At 71.8% G+C, this 15,336-nt stretch carries 12 protein-coding genes and 2 pseudogenes; 4 read left to right on the forward strand and 10 right to left on the reverse strand.

The annotated features are described in order from the left end of the window. Window positions 1–30: 30 nt before the first annotated feature. A complete protein-coding gene (locus AMK33_RS18220; RefSeq protein WP_073933897.1) occupies window positions 31–1,521 on the reverse strand; it encodes a carboxylesterase/lipase family protein in 1,491 nt (496 codons plus the stop codon). Between the two features lie 22 nt (window positions 1,522–1,543). Further along, window positions 1,544–2,458 carry an MBL fold metallo-hydrolase gene (locus tag AMK33_RS18225; RefSeq protein WP_073933898.1) on the reverse strand — a complete coding sequence of 305 codons (915 nt, stop codon included), beginning with the start codon at window positions 2,456–2,458 and terminating at the stop codon, window positions 1,544–1,546. A 178-nt stretch (window positions 2,459–2,636) separates the two neighbouring features. Here AMK33_RS18225 and AMK33_RS18230 point away from each other — a divergent pair, with 178 nt between their 5' ends. Continuing rightward, the gene (locus AMK33_RS18230; RefSeq protein WP_073933899.1) at window positions 2,637–5,426 is read left to right on the forward strand and encodes a helix-turn-helix transcriptional regulator; all 2,790 of its coding nucleotides are present in this window, start codon (window positions 2,637–2,639) and stop codon (window positions 5,424–5,426) included. A 445-nt stretch (window positions 5,427–5,871) separates the two neighbouring features. On the opposite strand, the gene AMK33_RS42170 is transcribed toward AMK33_RS18230, so the two are convergent. Next, on the reverse strand, window positions 5,872–6,078 hold the full coding sequence (locus AMK33_RS42170; protein WP_143203836.1) for a hypothetical protein: 207 nt from the start codon (window positions 6,076–6,078) through the stop codon (window positions 5,872–5,874). Window positions 6,079–6,364: 286 nt separating this feature from the next. Between AMK33_RS42170 and AMK33_RS43260 the strand changes: the two genes are divergently transcribed. Beyond that, the gene (locus AMK33_RS43260) at window positions 6,365–6,715 is read left to right on the forward strand and encodes a hypothetical protein (RefSeq protein ID WP_073933900.1); all 351 of its coding nucleotides are present in this window, start codon (window positions 6,365–6,367) and stop codon (window positions 6,713–6,715) included. A gap of 51 nt (window positions 6,716–6,766) precedes the next feature. Here AMK33_RS43260 and AMK33_RS18240 read toward each other — a convergent pair whose 3' ends face one another. Together AMK33_RS18240 and AMK33_RS43830 are read right to left on the reverse strand one after the other, a co-directional pair. Then, window positions 6,767–8,302, reverse strand: coding sequence for a hypothetical protein (locus AMK33_RS18240; protein ID WP_073933901.1), 1,536 nt, complete (start codon window positions 8,300–8,302; stop codon window positions 6,767–6,769). 277 nt (window positions 8,303–8,579) lie between these two features. Then, a pseudogene (locus AMK33_RS43830) lies at window positions 8,580–8,726 on the reverse strand (IS5/IS1182 family transposase); the annotation flags it as partial. 416 nt (window positions 8,727–9,142) lie between these two features. On the opposite strand from AMK33_RS43830, the pseudogene AMK33_RS18250 reads away from it, so the two are divergent. After that, window positions 9,143–9,355 (forward strand): annotated as a pseudogene (locus AMK33_RS18250) (MFS transporter); the annotation flags it as partial. Window positions 9,356–9,491: 136 nt separating this feature from the next. Here AMK33_RS18250 and AMK33_RS18255 read toward each other — a convergent pair. Beyond that, a complete protein-coding gene (locus tag AMK33_RS18255; RefSeq protein ID WP_235618125.1) occupies window positions 9,492–10,817 on the reverse strand; it encodes a GNAT family N-acetyltransferase in 1,326 nt (441 codons plus the stop codon). A 215-nt stretch (window positions 10,818–11,032) separates the two neighbouring features. Here AMK33_RS18255 and AMK33_RS18260 point away from each other — a divergent pair, with 215 nt between their 5' ends. Then, a complete protein-coding gene (locus tag AMK33_RS18260) occupies window positions 11,033–11,599 on the forward strand; it encodes a hypothetical protein (RefSeq protein ID WP_383461800.1) in 567 nt (188 codons plus the stop codon). A gap of 10 nt (window positions 11,600–11,609) precedes the next feature. Here AMK33_RS18260 and AMK33_RS41500 read toward each other — a convergent pair whose 3' ends face one another. The 4 genes from AMK33_RS41500 to tap all read right to left on the reverse strand — a co-directional run bounded on the left by AMK33_RS41500 (window position 11,610) and on the right by tap (window position 15,030). Continuing rightward, window positions 11,610–11,783, reverse strand: coding sequence for a transposase (locus AMK33_RS41500; protein WP_073933904.1), 174 nt, complete (start codon window positions 11,781–11,783; stop codon window positions 11,610–11,612). Next, on the reverse strand, window positions 11,780–11,929 hold the full coding sequence (locus AMK33_RS42455; protein WP_158075128.1) for a hypothetical protein: 150 nt from the start codon (window positions 11,927–11,929) through the stop codon (window positions 11,780–11,782). Before AMK33_RS42455 ends, AMK33_RS41500 begins: the two co-directional genes overlap by 4 nt. Before the next feature lie 308 nt (window positions 11,930–12,237). Continuing rightward, complete coding sequence (gene tpg / locus AMK33_RS18270) at window positions 12,238–12,795, reverse strand: telomere-protecting terminal protein Tpg (RefSeq protein WP_073933905.1); 558 nt, start codon at window positions 12,793–12,795, stop codon at window positions 12,238–12,240. Between the two features lie 12 nt (window positions 12,796–12,807). Next, window positions 12,808–15,030, reverse strand: a complete 2,223-nt coding sequence (tap, locus tag AMK33_RS18275; protein ID WP_073933906.1) for a telomere-associated protein Tap — start codon at window positions 15,028–15,030, stop codon at window positions 12,808–12,810. Window positions 15,031–15,336: the final 306 nt, after the last annotated feature.

Here is a 15,336-nt window from a genome sequence, read left to right on the forward strand (position 1 = left end):
GTGTGTCCTTCGGGAAGGGCGGCCGGAGGGTCAGCGCCAGGCCTGTCGTTCCTGGCCGCGTGGGTCGTCGGCCTGGGTCCATTCGGCGTCGATGCGCATGGTGGCCCGGCGCTCGTCGTCGTACGGGTCCCAGCCGGGGTCGCCGGTCCTGGCGAACCGGACCCATGTCCTGTGCGTACGGGCGGCGAGGTCCGTGGGGGGCTTGTCAGGGCCGAGCAGGGCGGTGGGGCCGTGCAGCTGCGGAAGGTGGGCGACATCGAAGACGAACGGCAGCTCGACCGCGTGGGTGGCGCCGAGCTCTCCGTCCAAGGCGTGGGAGCGCCAGGCGAACTCGTAGGCGTAGGTGGCGGATTCGGGGTGGGCGGCATGCGCACCGGCCAAGGCCCAGCTGCCTGCGCCGAACAGCGCGTCGCCCATGATGGCGGAGCGCAGCTCGCCGGAGGACGCCTCGGGGCGTGTCTTTTGGTACGTCTCGACGAGTCGCGCCGGTTCCGGGTGCGAACGCGCCGCCGCATCGTCGACGTCACCGGTGGTCGAGGTGGCGTACTTGCCCACCGGGACCAGATAGAGGTGTCCTTCCTCGGTGTTGGTCCCGATGAGCAGGTCGACATCGGCGCTCAGGCCTGCGGCCACGGATTCGGCGGGCTGTGTGTCGAGGACCAGGCTGAAGGGGCTGAGTCCGATCAGCGGATCGTGGTGCGTCCCGGTCCGCAGGTCGATGCCCGCGAGCCCGGATGCGGCCTCGACCAGGCGCTCGTCGGGGATCTCCGCGAAGGCGTCGGCATGAGGCTCGATGCCCAGGGCCTCGGCCGCTGCCCGGGTGACGCGGGCAGCCTGCTCGGTGGTGAACGCCCCCAGGCCGCTGCCGCTCTGGACGATCGCCCGGCGGAAGAGGCCCGCGGCTTCCGGGGCGGCGAGGACGCCGCCGACGACGGTCGCCCCGGCCGACTGGCCGAAGAGGGTGACGTTGTGCGGGTCACCGCCGAAGGCGGCGACGTTCTCCCGCACCCAGCGCAGCGCGGCGACGACGTCGAGCAGGCCGCGGTTGGCGGGCGCGCCGGGGAGGTCGAGGAATCCGGCGATGCCGAGCCGGTAGTTGAGGGTGACGAGGACGACGCCGTCGCGGGCGAAGGCGGAGCCGTCGTACAGCGCGGACCGCGTCGATCCGGCGACGAATCCGCCGCCGTGGACGAACACCATGACGGGCAGACCGCCGTTCGCGGCGGCGGGCGTCCAGACGTTGGCGGTGAGGTAGTCCTCGCCGCGGCTCCAACCGGTGCCGAAGTAGGGGGACATGTCGATGCTGCCGAGCTTGCGCTCGGACTGCGGAGCGTTGGGTCCCGGCGCGGTGGCGTCCCGTACGCCGTCCCACGGCTCGTGTGGCTGGGGCGGCGCGAACCGGCCGGCGCCGCGGGGCGGGGCGGCGTAGGGGATGTCGAGGAAAACGGCTGTGTCGCCCTGGCGCAGGCCGCGGACGGCTCCCTGCGCCGTGGTCACGATGACGTCGGGGTGGTGGCTCATGTCTCGTGTCTTTCCGCGGGCTTCAGGCCTGCTCGGTGTACGGGGCGAAGGGGGCCCAGCCCTTGATGGCGAACTTGTCTCCCTCACGTGTCACTTCGGCGGCGCCGTGGCCGCCCAGATGCGCGGGGATCACCAGGGCGTTGTTGTCGGCCGCCCAGCCCAGCACCTTGCGGCGGGTGGCGCGGGCGCCCGCGGGGTCCTCGCAGAAGCAGCTGTTGGAGTCCGGCTCGAGGATCTGCACGGGGCTGTGCAGCATGTCGCCGACGAATACCGCGCGGTCCGTCCCGGAGGTGAGGGTCAGCACGGAGGAACCGGGAGTGTGTCCGGGAGCCGGGTCGAGGCGGAGGCCGGCGTCGATCCGGTGGCTGTTTTCCCACAGCAGCGTCTGGCCGGCCTGGTGCACCGGGGCCACGCTGTCCTCGAAGACATTCTGGTTGCCGCGGCCGAGCAGTGGCTTGTGGTCGTTCTCGGGATTCCAGAAGTCGAAGTCGTCCTTCGGCATCAGATAGGTGGCGTTGGGAAAAGTGGGTACCCACTGCCGGCCGTTCAGGTACGTGTTCCAGCCGACGTGATCGATGTGGAGATGTGTGTTGATCACGATGTCCACGTCCTCGGGCTCGACGCCGGCGCGCGCGAGACTGGCCAGGAAGCCTGTTTCGAGGCGGTTCCAGACCGGCGCGTACGGGCGGTCCTTGTGGTTGCCCACGCCGGTGTCGACGAGGATGGTCCTGCCTTCGCTGCGCAGCAGCCAGGTCTGGATCGCGGAATTGACGACATTGTTCTCGGAATCGAGGAAATGCGGGGTCAGCCAGGAGGCTCCGTCGTTCCACACTTCCTCCGGACTTCCGGGGAAGAAGGTGTCGGGCGTCATTTCGACGGAACCGAAGTACTCCCATACCCGCGTGATGGTGACGTTGCCGAGCGTGATGTGGTCCATGGGGCGTCCTTGGGAATGTGGAGGCTTTCCCGGAACCGTACGAGCGGCCTCGGCGCGCGCGGTATCCGTAACGTGACTGCACCTGTGCGCACGGCCCGGGCACTGGCCCGGCCGCTTGTAGCCTGGTCGGGCCAGGTCAAGGCGACTTCGATCGAAAGCCGCAACTCCGGGAGACTCCGTGGACGAGCACACAGGCGACCGCGGTGCGGTCATGGGCCCGGAGCCGGATCCGGGGGAGCTGATCGTCGGCCGGGACGCGGTACGGGCACGCCTCTTTCGTGCGGCGGACTCGGTGCCGGCCGACAGGGTGCTGATGCTGGTCGGTGATGCGGGCACGGGGAAGAGCACGCTGCTGGAGCACGCGGTGCGCCGGGCTGAAGCCGGCGGTGCCCGTGTACTGCGTGCCGAGGGAAGCGAGTCGGAGTCGAGCCTGGCGTTCTCCGGACTGCATCAGCTGCTGCGGCCGGTCCTGGCCGAGGTGGACGGACTCCCGGGCAGGCAGCGCGCTGCGCTGCGGGACGCCTTCGGCACGGGGCCGGCCACGTCGGGACCCGATCTCATGCTGGTCGGGGTCGCCGTCCTGAGCCTGTTGTCAGGCCTGGGCGACCACCATCCCCTGCTCGTGGTGCTGGATGACGCGCACTGGTTCGATCGTGCTTCCCTGGACGCGCTGTCCTTCGCCGCCAGACGGTTGGAAGGGGAACCGGTCAGGATGCTGATCGGGGCTCGTGACGGTGATCACCTTCCGGGATTCGACCGTCACGTGCCGATGCTCACCCTGGGACCGCTCGACAACGCCGCGGCCCATCAGCTGCTGGACCTGCAGCCGAAGAGCCCCACCGGGCACACCAGGACGCGGATCCTCGACCAGGCAGGCGGCAACCCGCTGGCGCTGGTGGAACTGACGAGGGCGGCCTCGGCACAACGGACGGCCGCGGGGCTGCCGTCCGCGGGTCCGCTTCCGCTCACCGATCACCTGGAGCGGATCTTCGCCGCTCGTCTGAACAGTCTCCCCGCCTCCACCACGCGGGCTCTGCTGCTCCTGGCCGCCATGGACAGCGCCGACTCCGTGATCGCCGGCTCGGCGGGGCTGCCGCGCGCCGAGGACCCGGCCTGGCTGCCGGCCGGGCAGGCCGGGCTGGTCCGGCGGACCGGTCGGCATGTCCGCTTCCGCCACCCACTGGTCAGGTCCGCCGTGTATCACGCCGCGTCCTTGGACGCCCAGCGCGCGGCTCACCTCGCGCTCGCCGAGATGCTGCGGGACGAACCGGACCGGCGTGCCTGGCACCTTGCCGCCGCCTGCCCGCACCCGGACGCGGCCGTGTCGGCGGAGCTGGAGCGGACCGCCGGCCGGGCCCGCCGCCGCGGCGGCCACGCAGCGGCGGCCCGGGCCCTGCAGCGCGCCGCGGAACTCGCACCGCAGCGCGAGGACAGTGCCCGGCTGCTGGTCGAAGCCGCCGCGGCGGCCGTGTTCACCGGAGACCTCGCCTGGGTCGAGGAACTGGTCGCCGCGGCACGCATGCGCACGGATGACGCGGCCCTGCTGGCCTCCGCCGCCGTGCAGGCCGGACGGCTGGCGGTCCTGACCGTGCGCCACACCGTGGTCTTCTCCCGACTGGCCGACGCGGCCGCGAAGTTGGCGGTCTCCCAGCCCGCGGCCGGGCTGGACCTCGTGGCCGGCGCCGCGGTGGTCCGCTTCTACTGTGGAGAGGACACCCAGCGCCACCGCATCCAGGACATCCTGCGGCGCCTTCCCGGGAACGCCTCACACCCAGGCTTGCGCACCTGGGTGAGGGCCGTGTCGGACCCCTTCGACGACCGGGCCCGACTCGTCTCCCTGCTGCCGCAGTCGGCTGCCGAGGCGGAGGACCGGCCGGAGCGGCTCACCGCCGTCGGGATCATGGCGTGGCTCCTGGACGAGATCGTGCAGGCCGTCCGTGCCTTCGACGAGGCCTTCGACCTCTGGGAACTGCAGGGAGCGCTGCCCGAGGGGCTGGGCGGCGCGGTCGCCTGGGCCTATGTGGAGCGAGGACGGTGGGAGCAGGCCCGTCAGGCCTGCGCCCGCACCATCGCGGTCGGCCGGGCGGCCGGTCTCGACCACGCCGTGGCCTGTGCGGTCACCGTGGACGCCACCCTGTCGGCCTTCCAGGGCGATGCGTCCTCGGCCCGAACCCGGGCCGAGGAGGCGCTCGCTCTGATCGATCCGCTGGAAAGCCGCTCGGTCGCCGTCTACGCCCATCGCGCGCTCGGTGCCGCGGCAGCCGCGGAAGGCGCCTACGAGAGCGCGTACGGCCGACTCCGCCTGGTCTTCACGACGGACGGCGCACCCGTGCACTACCACGCCTCCTACCCGGCCCTCGCGGATCTGACGGCCGCCGCTGTGCGCTGCGGCCGCCACGAGGAGGCTGCCCTGATCGTCGAACGCTCGGCATCCGCGCTGGCGGACAACGCTTCACCTCGTCTGCGTGCGCTGATCAGCCGAGCCCGTGGCCTCCTGGCGGGCCCCGAGGACGCCGAAGCGCACTTCCGGGCGGCCCTGGCGGATCCGGTGCTGGAGTACTGGCCCTTCGAACGCGCACAGACCCTGCTCGACCTCGCCGAGTGGCTGCGGCGCCGTCGGCGCATCGCAGAGGCGCGTGGGCCGCTCACCGAAGCCCTGGAGACCTTCCGTCGCCTGAGCGCGCGCCCGTGGATCGAGCGTGCCCGGGCCGAATCGCGTGCCGCCGGCCTCGACGTCACGGATGCGGCCCCCGACGCGCTCGCCGAACTCTCCCCGCAACAGCAGCAGATCGTCCGGCTCGCCGCCCGCGGGCTGACCAACCGGGAGATCGGCGAGAAGCTCTTCCTCTCCCCGCGCACCGTCGGCTCGCACCTCTACCGCAGCTTCCCCAAGCTGGGCGTCACCGCCCGTTCCCAGCTGCGTGACCTCATCGAGGGGACCCCCGCGACGGCGGCCCACCAGGAATAGGGACACGCCCGGCCACGGAAGCAGGCACGTGACGCATACCGCGCGCCACCCGCCGGACCAGACTGACCCCAAGGGCGAGGCAGCACGTAACCCGCCAGGTCGCCCCTTCGCCCCGGTAAACCGACGCCCCCGCTTGTCCCCAAGGCCTTGCAGATGGGAACCTTCGCCCTCATGGCCTATTCCCTGTCCCAGTTCGCCAGGATCCGGCCCCACCGACTCCCGCGACCGACCGGGCGTCGGCCATCGCCTTCACGGCAGCCGCCCTCACGCGCTTGTGTCCGGTGCCCACGACGTCCTACGGAACCCTGAGGCGCCTGAGGGCGGCATTCCACAGCCGTCTTCGTGATGCACAGCAGGCCACGTCAGATCTCCCCGCGGACGGCGCAGCCGGCATCCGCAGAGCCGGACGACGCCTCGACCGGCTGCACACCCGCGCGCTGCTGCTTCAAGAATTCCTGTACGAGGCTCCCACCGGGCCGCTCCACGACACGACGGCGGAGCGCTCCTCCAGAGCCGTGACGCGCAGTTCGTCGAGCCGTCCGGCCTCCCTTGCCGGCAGCGCCCCTTCCAGGCCGGAGAACGCGGGGCCCCGCCACAGCGCGATCACCTCAGGACAGCCGGCGCCGGAGAAGGGCCTGCACAGGGTCGACACGTACGTCTGGATCAGCGCTCGGCGGGGATCACATGGCCGTGCTCCAGGACCAGCGCCGCGAGTAGCGCGCGGCTTGCCGCCGCCCAGTGGCACGTCGTCCCCCGCGACGATGCCGGTACGACTGTCTGTCGCGGCGGGGGTCGTCCGGAGTGGCGGCTCAGCGGTCGAGCCGGACCGTAGCCTGCGTACCGCGCCCCGCTCGAACAGGCCCAGTAACGATCGCTGTATGACCAATGCCACCACGCGGCATAGTGGTTGACGAAGCCTACGGCGGTCATGGTCACGCTTGGAGACCGGCGATTCCCGGCGGCGGCGCCGGTGGCGGGCGGGGTCCCGGGCGGGCACGGGCGGTGCCCGTACGCCGAAGGACCGCGGCGTCCCCGTCCCCGAGGTCGTCAAGAAGCTGACGGTCAAGACCGGGAAGAACGCCGGACAGCACCCGTCGGTCGCCTCCGTCTACCGCGCACTCGCCGAGGCGAGGAAGCCAACACCCGGGTCGCCGCGCACATCATCGGCCCCAGGCACAGTCAGCCCGGAGCAGCGGTGGAGCGAGTGCACCGGCCCGCGTCGCCGGGGACGGTCCGGATCCGTCATCACGTGCTACATGGTGCGCGCGTTCATGCACTACGACCGTTGAGGCTCGGGCCGGTGCCGGGCGCCCTGGAGCCACAGGGTGTCCGGCACCGCGTCAGCCGGACAGTCCCGCCTCCCACTTGCGCCGTTGAAGGACGTAGTCGCTGAAGAGATGGCGGGCCCGGTTCAGCAGTTCGCCCACTTCCGCGTCTCCGCGTGGGGTGTCCGCTCCCGGGTGCCAGCACTGCACCGACTGTCCGGCCCACGCGCGCAGTTTGTCGTCCGGATCGTCCAGCAGGGCGACCGCGGCCCGCAGTCCCACGACCCCACCGCGTGCGTCGAGCAGCCGGAACGCGGCGACCCGGACCGGCCGGGGCCGCTCGATGCTGAGGTGTGCTGTCAGCAGCCCGCTGGGCAGTGTCCCGGCGAACGGGAGCAGCGCGGCGGTCGTCTCCCGCACGACACCGGGTGCCGGGTCGTCGAGCAGCGGCAGCAGCCGTGCGACGTCGGTCGCGTCCAGCGTGCGCAGCCCGGCCACCACCCGTGCCCGCACCACCGGTGCCGGGTGGGCGAGCAGTGGCCACAGCAGCTCCGCGTCCACGCGCTCCCCGCACTCCGCCAGCCCGATCACCGCACCGGGCGGCACCGTCGGGTCGGCTGGGTCCGCGCATCGCTCCCGGTACCAGGGCAGCGGATCCGTCCCGTGCCGGCGTACGACATACCGCGCACAGGCCCGCACCAGCGCGGACCGGTCGATGAGGAACTCCACCGCCCGCTCGGGTCGTCCCGCCCGTCGCAGCGCGGTGACCCCGGCCGACCGCGCCCGGGGACTGCGCGCGTCCAGTAGCGGTTCCAGCACCTCGTCCCAGTCGTCCCCATCCGTCATGGCGGCCAGGGCGGCGTCGGCGCACAGGCCTTGGACGACCGCGTCGTCGTCCCAGGCGGCGCGGCGGGCCAGCTCGCCGGGAGAGAGGAGCCCCTCCTCAATGGCCAGCCGGAAGGCGAACCGGCGTACGGTGCGGCCGGTGTGGGTGTGCAGGGGCAGCAGCCGCTCGCGTGGTGCCCGGCGGAGCACGCTGTCGAGCAGTTCGAGTCCGAAGGCGCCCCGCTCGCGCCGGCCGACCCGCAGGATCAGCGGCGCGAGGGCGACCGCGGCCTCCACGTCGAGCCTCTCGCCCAGCAATCGCCGGGCCCGCTCCCGCACGGGCGTGGCCCAGTCACCGGTGCGTATGACGAGCAGCGGCAGGAGCACGGGATGTTCTGCGGTCCCGTCCAGAGCGGCCTCGCGTACCCGTCCGTCCGGATGGCACAGCGCGAGAGCGAGCCGGGCCCGCGCATCCTGCCCCGGGCTCCCGGCCGGGCGGCGGAAGCGGGCGGTGGCCCAGCGGCGGAGGCGGCCGGACCGGTCGGTTGCCGGTTGCCGGGGAGATGCCTCCGTACGCGGTGCGGCGGCGTCGGCCGTGCCGGAGCGCAGCACCGCGGTCCGGTCCCCGTCCGGCAGCAGCGCGTGCCCGTAGCGGAGGATCTGGCGGACGCCCACGTCGAACGCGGTCCAAGCCCGGGGGTCAGCGGTGTCCACAGCCTCGGTGAGGGGCGTTCCCCGGATCAGGCGGACCGCTGCCGTCCCACCGCTTCCGATGTCGTCGTCCATGCCCGTCCCGCCCCCGCCGACCTGCCGTTCCGAGTGATCTTAGAGGTGGTGCAACGGAGCGTCGCGAAAATTTGAACGCCGTTGCTCATGTTTTGACTCCACGGAGCGGCTTTCCACTTGGGCGCGGCGTCGGCGCCGGTCGTCGTTGACGGGCTGGTTGCAGGGGTAGCAGGCCGGCCGGTGACGCCGAGCGGGCGCAGTGGGGCGGCACGAATGGCGTTCATGGTGGGAATGTTGCCGGCTGTCTCTGAACAGCGGGCCAGAGCGAAGATGTCCGCGATATGCCGCGCCACTGCTTCAGGCGGTTGACGCACCGCTCGACGGCGTTCCGCCGTCTGTAAGTGTCGCGGTCGAACGCTGGTGGTCTTCCACCCCGGCTGCCCCGTCGCAGCCGGGGGCGCATTGATCTGTCGGCGCGGGGAGGGGGAGCGAAATCGCCTTTCGCGGCGGGTCGTCGACGGCTAGGGTTCGGGCGCGGCGAGTCATCCACGAGGAGCTGAGACATGGTCGGTTTTCCGAGCGCGCGTTGACGTCGTCGGCCGTGAGCGGCCTGTCATCGCGTGCTGCCCCTGATGTTGCGGCACAGCGAGCCTTCCCCTGCCTGAACCGCCGGTGTGCCTTTCGTGTGCCCGGTGGCGGGCCTCGTTGTCGGCAACCCAAGGGATTACCGTGCCGTCCGCTTTCTCCGTCGTATCCGATTCCGGTCGACCCGTTCCGTCAAGCCTGTGGCGGGACGCCGACTTCCGCAGGCTCTGGATGGGGCAGACCGCCTCCCAACTCGGTGAACACGTAAGTCTGGTGGTCCTGCCGCTCTTCGCCGTCCTGGCGCTCGACGCCAGTGTGGCCGCGACGATCACGTTCGTCGGCATGGGGCTGGCCCCGCTGGGCTCGCTCACCGGTGGATTCCTCGCGCAGGAGTGGGGGCTGCGCACCAGCCTCCTGGTGACGGCCGCGGGCATGATGCTGTCCCCCGTGATCATGGCGTTGTCCCCACTCGCACGCCTGGGACGGGAGCTTCCGGCCCCGTACGACGCGCCGTCGACGTACAAGTGAACGTGCATCACCTCGTACGGTCGGACCCCGGCACCCCGTACGAGCGATGCCGGTCTCGGTGATGTTGCCGCACAGTGGGGCGAGCGCGATGGCGAGCCTCGTGTGGACGAAGTTGTCGTCCCGCTTGTGGGCGCGTTCAGTAGGCGGGGAACGCCCAGCCACCGGGGTAGAAGGGCTCGCGGTCGGCGCGGAAGGCGCGTGTGGTGCGGGCCAGCGCGCCGGGTCGCACTTCCCGGACCAGGCCCGCTGCCGCGAGGGAGGCGAGCGTGGTGCCGCCGAGGAAGGCCGCCCCGAGCTCGGCTGCGGTGAGCCGGAGGTCGGCGGGGGCCTTCGTACGCTCGCAGACGACCGCGTCCCCTTCGGTCTGCAACCGGTAGCGCCCGGTGTTCCAGGGGCAGAAGTCGTCCTGGACGTCCAGGACCACGTCCAGCGGGGTGGAGTAGCGGCGTGCTGCCAGGGCCCGGCCGACGTCGACCAGTCGCACCCACAGCCGGTCGACCACGGTCGAGCGGACCGCCCGGGGTTCGGTCAGCAGGTGCGGCAGCGGCTCGTCCACGGCGGCCTCGTACTCGATCCACGGCACCAGGTCGATCCCGGCGAGGAAACGCCACAGCGTGGCGTAGGCGTGCTGGGTGGCGGCCGCCAGTTCCACGATCTGTACCGCGCTGGTGTCGTTGCCGGCAGCGTCGCTCGTGTCGTTGATCCGGTACAGCGCGTATCCGGTGGCGTCGCCACCGGGGTCGCGGTGCACGGCGTACCGCAGCGAGGTCGCGCCGCCGCGTGAGCGTGGCTCATCGGCCAGTCGGCTGTTCCAGGCCCGCTCGGCCCGGCCGGGCCAGGCGATCGAGTCCTCGCGGACACGGTCGTAGACCTTCTCGATCACAGGGCGGGCCGTGTGGCGGTCCAGGAGTTGGATGCCTCCGCCGCCGAAGTCGGTTCCGGGGCGGAAGGACATGGACCTCTTCTCGCACCGGAGCCGGTTCCCGCGGGTGGCCGGGCCGTAGCCGAAGCGGCCGTAGATCGCCGCCTCCGAGGGACGCAGTACGGCGATCGACTCGCCGCCGGACTCGTGCAGGTCGGTCAGTTGCCTGCGTGTCAGCGAGGTGAGGATGCCGCGTCGCCGGTGGGTGGGGGCCACGCCGACCCAGGTGACACCCGCGACCGGAAGACCGGCGCCGGGGACGGTGAGGGACCGGGTGTAGATCGCGGTGCCTCCCACTGGCATGCCGCCGTCGAACGCGGCGATCGTGCGGTCCAGTTCGATGGCGGCGCGTTCACGGGCGAGTTCCTCATCGGACCGGTCACTGCCGTAGGTGTTGGCGATCATGCGGGCCCATACAGCGAACTCATCGTCGGTGACGGGGCGGAGGAGGTAGGAGTCGGTCACCGCGCCTGTGTAGCGGACATCGAGCCGTGACGCGATCGAATTGTCGCGGAAGAGGTCGGACTTGCCGCTCTGCACGCCCGTTGCCGGGTTCCCCGGCCGGGGAGAGAACAAGAACGTGCACTGGCGCCGACAACCGCGTTCGCCTCTCTGTCCGGGTGGATCAGTTGTGAGCTCAGCGGACAGGCGCCGGCCATGCGCGTCTGGACGTGCTCGGCTCGCTGGACACGGGCGGTCCGAAAACGGTCGGTGGCGTCGCTCATCACCTTGATCGCAATGTCCGGCCTGCGCACATGGGGACTGGGGGCGTGTGCCGGAAGTGTTCTAGGTTGGCTCATGTGAGCGTGCAGGGGCGGGGTTACCGGTATGTCGGGCCGGCCGGGCTGAAGGCCGCGGTCCGGCCCGGCAGCGGCGGCTGCCGGATCGACTCGGCGGCCGGCTTCAGCAGTTGGGTTGCCGAGCGATCGACAGCGGAGCTGGTCGAACCGTTCACGTTCGTGGTCGGCATGGACGGCGTGCTTCGGCTGGCGCCGCGACGAAGCGAACATGTGGCCTGTGCCGGTGGGGAGATGGTTCTGAGCGCCGGAGAGATCAGCTTCATCCGCGAGGCGGGCCGCTGGGCCGCCGCCCACGTCAGCAACCAGTCAACCGGGTACTGCCCGGACGTCAGCTCCTGGTCGGCGGTCGCCCATGCTCTGGACGGCATAGGGCTCGAGCGTCCATCCGGCTTCACGCACGAAGTGGTCTTCCGGCGCTGTCCCGGCTGCCAGGAGCACAACGTCGTGCGCGAGGGCGACTTCGTCTGTGTCTTCTGCGGCAACGATTTGCCCGAGACGTGGAACGTGGACCCCGTCGGATGACTGCCGTCGGTCACAGCCACTCGTCGACGGCCGCGATGAGGACAGTCGCCCCGTAGTGGGCCGCCGGCCTGTCGTAGCGCGGCGCGAGGGCGCGATACCTCTTGAGGCGGCTGATCCCGCACTCGACCGTGTGGCGCTCGCGGTGGTCGACCGGGGCGCACACGTGGCCGGCACGGGCTCTCACTGACGCGAGCCCTCACACCGCCCGGCGACAACCACGACCGACGTGCCGATGTACGCGGACTGCTCCCGCAGTTCCCTGAACAGGGTACGGACCTGGCCGTGGGCCAGGGCGCGTGTCCGCAGGCCGACGTGGAGGCGCTGCGGCACCGCGGCTACGGTCTGCGCCCTGGTACGGACACCGGTGGGCAAGCCGGTGCCGGCGCGGGTCGAGAACGGCCGTGTCACCGGCGCCTATCACGTACGCGATCCCGAGGAACTGCCGTGTGCGGAGCGGGCGACCGCCGTGAGCCGCTGAGGCCGTGGCGTGAAGACGACCTAGGCGATGCGCCGCGGGCCCCGATGACCGGCCCGGCGCGCCCCGTCCAGCGGCCCTGGTGACAGCGCGCCCGCCTGGGTTCCGTCTCTCGTGCTTCGGCTCAGTCGCAGACGAGGTCCGTGACTCTCCGGCGCGGAGGCTACAAGTCGAACTCCAGGTGCTCGATGTCCGTGAAGCGGACTTCTTCCAGTTGGCCGGCGCGGCGGCCGCTGTCCTGGAAGTACACCTCCTTGAGCGCCTCGGCGACGATCTCCCGCAACTGCTGGTCGCCGGCGCCGGTCTGCTGGGCGTCGAAGAGGCGGGCGGCGTACCGTGGCGGCAGTGCGACGGTCAGGTGACGGAGCCTGTCCTCGTCCGTCGAGCCGATCGGCGCGGTGTAGCCGATCCGGGCACGGGTGTCGATGACGATGCCGTCGGTCGTCGCCGCCTTCCGCCGTGCCCTGGCGCGGATCTGCGGCTGCCAGCGCTTCTTCACCTCGTGTTCCAGACGGGCGGCCAGGTCCGGGCGGGGTTTCTTGATCTGGCCCTTCACGTACCGTTCGACGGTGCGCTGGGAGATGCGCAGCATCTGGGCGACCGCACGGGTGCCTTTGAGCTGCCTGACCAGGTACCGCATCTGCGCGGGCGCGCTTTTGGGCGCCGGGCGGGTGAACGATTTCCGCACCGCGGCGTCCAGGCCGTCCCCGAACAGGGTCATCGTCGCCTTCTCCTACTCGCCGTTGTCGATGCCGGTGACGGTGCCGTCCTTGATGTAGCGGGCGAGGTTGAGCTCCGGGGCGTCGAACCGCTCGCGGACCTCCTCACCCCACAGGACGCTCTGGGTGCCCTCGTGCTTGACCAGGCCCGGGTTGACGCCGAGCTTGAAGCCGCCGGGCAGCGGCCTGCCGTCCCGGTAGGGCAGGAAGTCCAGCGGGCTGGTGCCGCCGGCCGCGTACACGACACAGTCGGAGAGGATCGCGACCGGGTACTGGCCGGTGAACGCCGCATGCTTGACGATCTTGCGGTGGAGGTTGATCCGGGTGCGGGAGATGACGGCCGCGCGGATGTCCGGCCGCCATGTCGGCCGGGCGAGGGCCCGCCACGGCCGGCCCGGCCGCCAGCCCTCGCCGCGGGGTCGTTCGCGCAGTTTGCCCAGGCCGCCCTTGACCGTCGCCTTGATCGCCGAGACGACGATCGTCAGCTGCGGGTCGCGCTCCTTGTAGTCGTTCATGGCCGTCAGGAAGTCGGCCGGCTCCATGTCCGCGTGTACGCCGAGATCGGCCATCGTCGCCAAGTAGGCGCCGCGCAGCCTGTTGTACCAGTCGTCCAGGTAGCGGCCGTTGTCGTGGCGGACGTACGCCTCGATCGGACGCACCTCGTAGCCGAGCTCCGTCGCGTACGCGACGGTGGGTGTGGCGTACCAGGCCGGGCCCTCGGGGCGTTCGCCCTTCGGCGTGAACGGGGAGGGCAGCAGACTCGCGTCCAGCTCCGCCCACTTGTCCTTGCCGACCTTCACCCTCGACAGGTCGACGTGGGACAGGTCCACCAGCCACGACCCGGGCAGCTTCGCGTCGAACACCGGCGCCTTGACGTGTTCCGGCGCGCCGAGGCCGACGACCAGGCCGTTGGCGCCGGCGGCGAAGGCCATGTTCACGTCGATGCCGACCAGGTGCCGCAGGGTGCATTCGTCGTCGGTCATGGGCCGCGCCCAGTCGTACGCCTCCTCGAACAGCTTCTCGCCGGGGCCGCGGACGTGGAAGCGCGGCAGGTCCGCCAGGAGGGGGTGTCCGTCGGGGGCCTCGCACGGGGCGCAGTCCACCGGGTCCTTGCCCAGCGAGCCGGGGTTGTGCTCGGAGTGCCGCTTGCCCGTCGCGTCGGGTTCGGAGGCGCGGGTCGGCGGGTGCAGCGCGGTCATCAGCTCCAGGCCGGTGACGGCGGTGGAGCCGCGCGGCGTCATCACGCGGGAGGCGTACACGCCCAGGGTCCGGGCGAGGTCCGCCGGCGGGAGCTGTGCGGCGTGGCCCCAGTGGCGGGGGTCGAGGGCGTGCCAGGACGGGATGCACAGCTGGACGCAGTTGCGTTCCGCGCCCTGCGCGGGGCGGTAGATCCGCGCCCACGGCCCGAAGCCGCGCTTCGTCAGCTTCCACTCCGCGCGCGCGAGCTGCTTGACGGCCTTGTGGCCCTCCGGGATCCGCCCGGCGAGCCGCTCCTCGTCGGTGAGGGCGACGGGGAGGCCGTAGCGCTTGAGCGCGGCCTCGGTGAGCACGAGCAGCGGGTCGGCGTCCTTGCCCGGACCGGACAGCCTCGGCTGCCCGAGCTTCGCTTCCTTGAGGGTCCAGTCCACCAGGGCCGGCAGAGACCTGGCGGGCACCTCCAGGACCAGACCGCCGGTGCAGTACGCCAACACCTGCCCGTCCGTGTCGACGTCGACGACCGCGAGCGGCCCGTTCCCGAAGCGCGGATCGGCGCCGCCCGCAGGGGGGCCGGCCGGGGCCGCCTTCCGCGCGTCCGGGCGCCGTGACGTCGACGACGGCCCGGGGGTGTGCGGTGCCGCGGCCGGACGGGGCCGGGTGGTGTTCTCAGCCGTGGTCATGGCTACGGCTTCGGGCCCCTGGCCCGTGGACAGGGGCCGCGCCTTCGGCGCCGGGGTTGCCGGGGCGGTGGGCGTCTCGGGCATCGCCGTGTCCTCGCCCTGGGCGCCGGCGTCGGCCGGGGCGGGGTACAGCTTGGAGAGTCCGTCGAGGAGGCGTGCGTACGCGTCACGCTCCGGCGGGCGGGGTTCGGTCTTGCCGGCCTCCCAGCCGCTGACCGTGGCCCGGCGCACCTGCAGCGCGGTGGCGATCTCGTCGATCGTCAGTCCGTGGGCCTTGCGCAGACGCTTGCGCTCTTCGGGCGGTGGCAGTGGGGCGCGGGACGCGAGGAGCGCGTCGACCCGGTCGAACAATTCGGACATGGAGGGCCTCCTGTCCCCCAACTATAGCGTGAAGCGTACGGATCGAGTACGAGTCGAGTACGGATAGCGTACGAATCGTGTGCGGATACCGTTCGATCAGTACAGGGGACCCGGACGGCGGTCGGCGGGAACCGGCGGACTCGCGCCCATGGAAGCCGACGGCACCGTGGCGGTCACCGGCGCGGCAGGCGCGGCCGGAGGGCCCATCGCCCTGTCCCGCGGTGACGACTGTCCCGGCCTGGTGCGCGCCGGCGGCGAAGGGGCCGGCGACCGGAGTACGGCAGGGCGTCCTTCCCTTCACCGGGC

Source organism: Streptomyces sp. CB02400 (assembly GCF_001905725.1).
GTDB classification, from domain to species: domain Bacteria; phylum Actinomycetota; class Actinomycetes; order Streptomycetales; family Streptomycetaceae; genus Streptomyces; species Streptomyces atrovirens.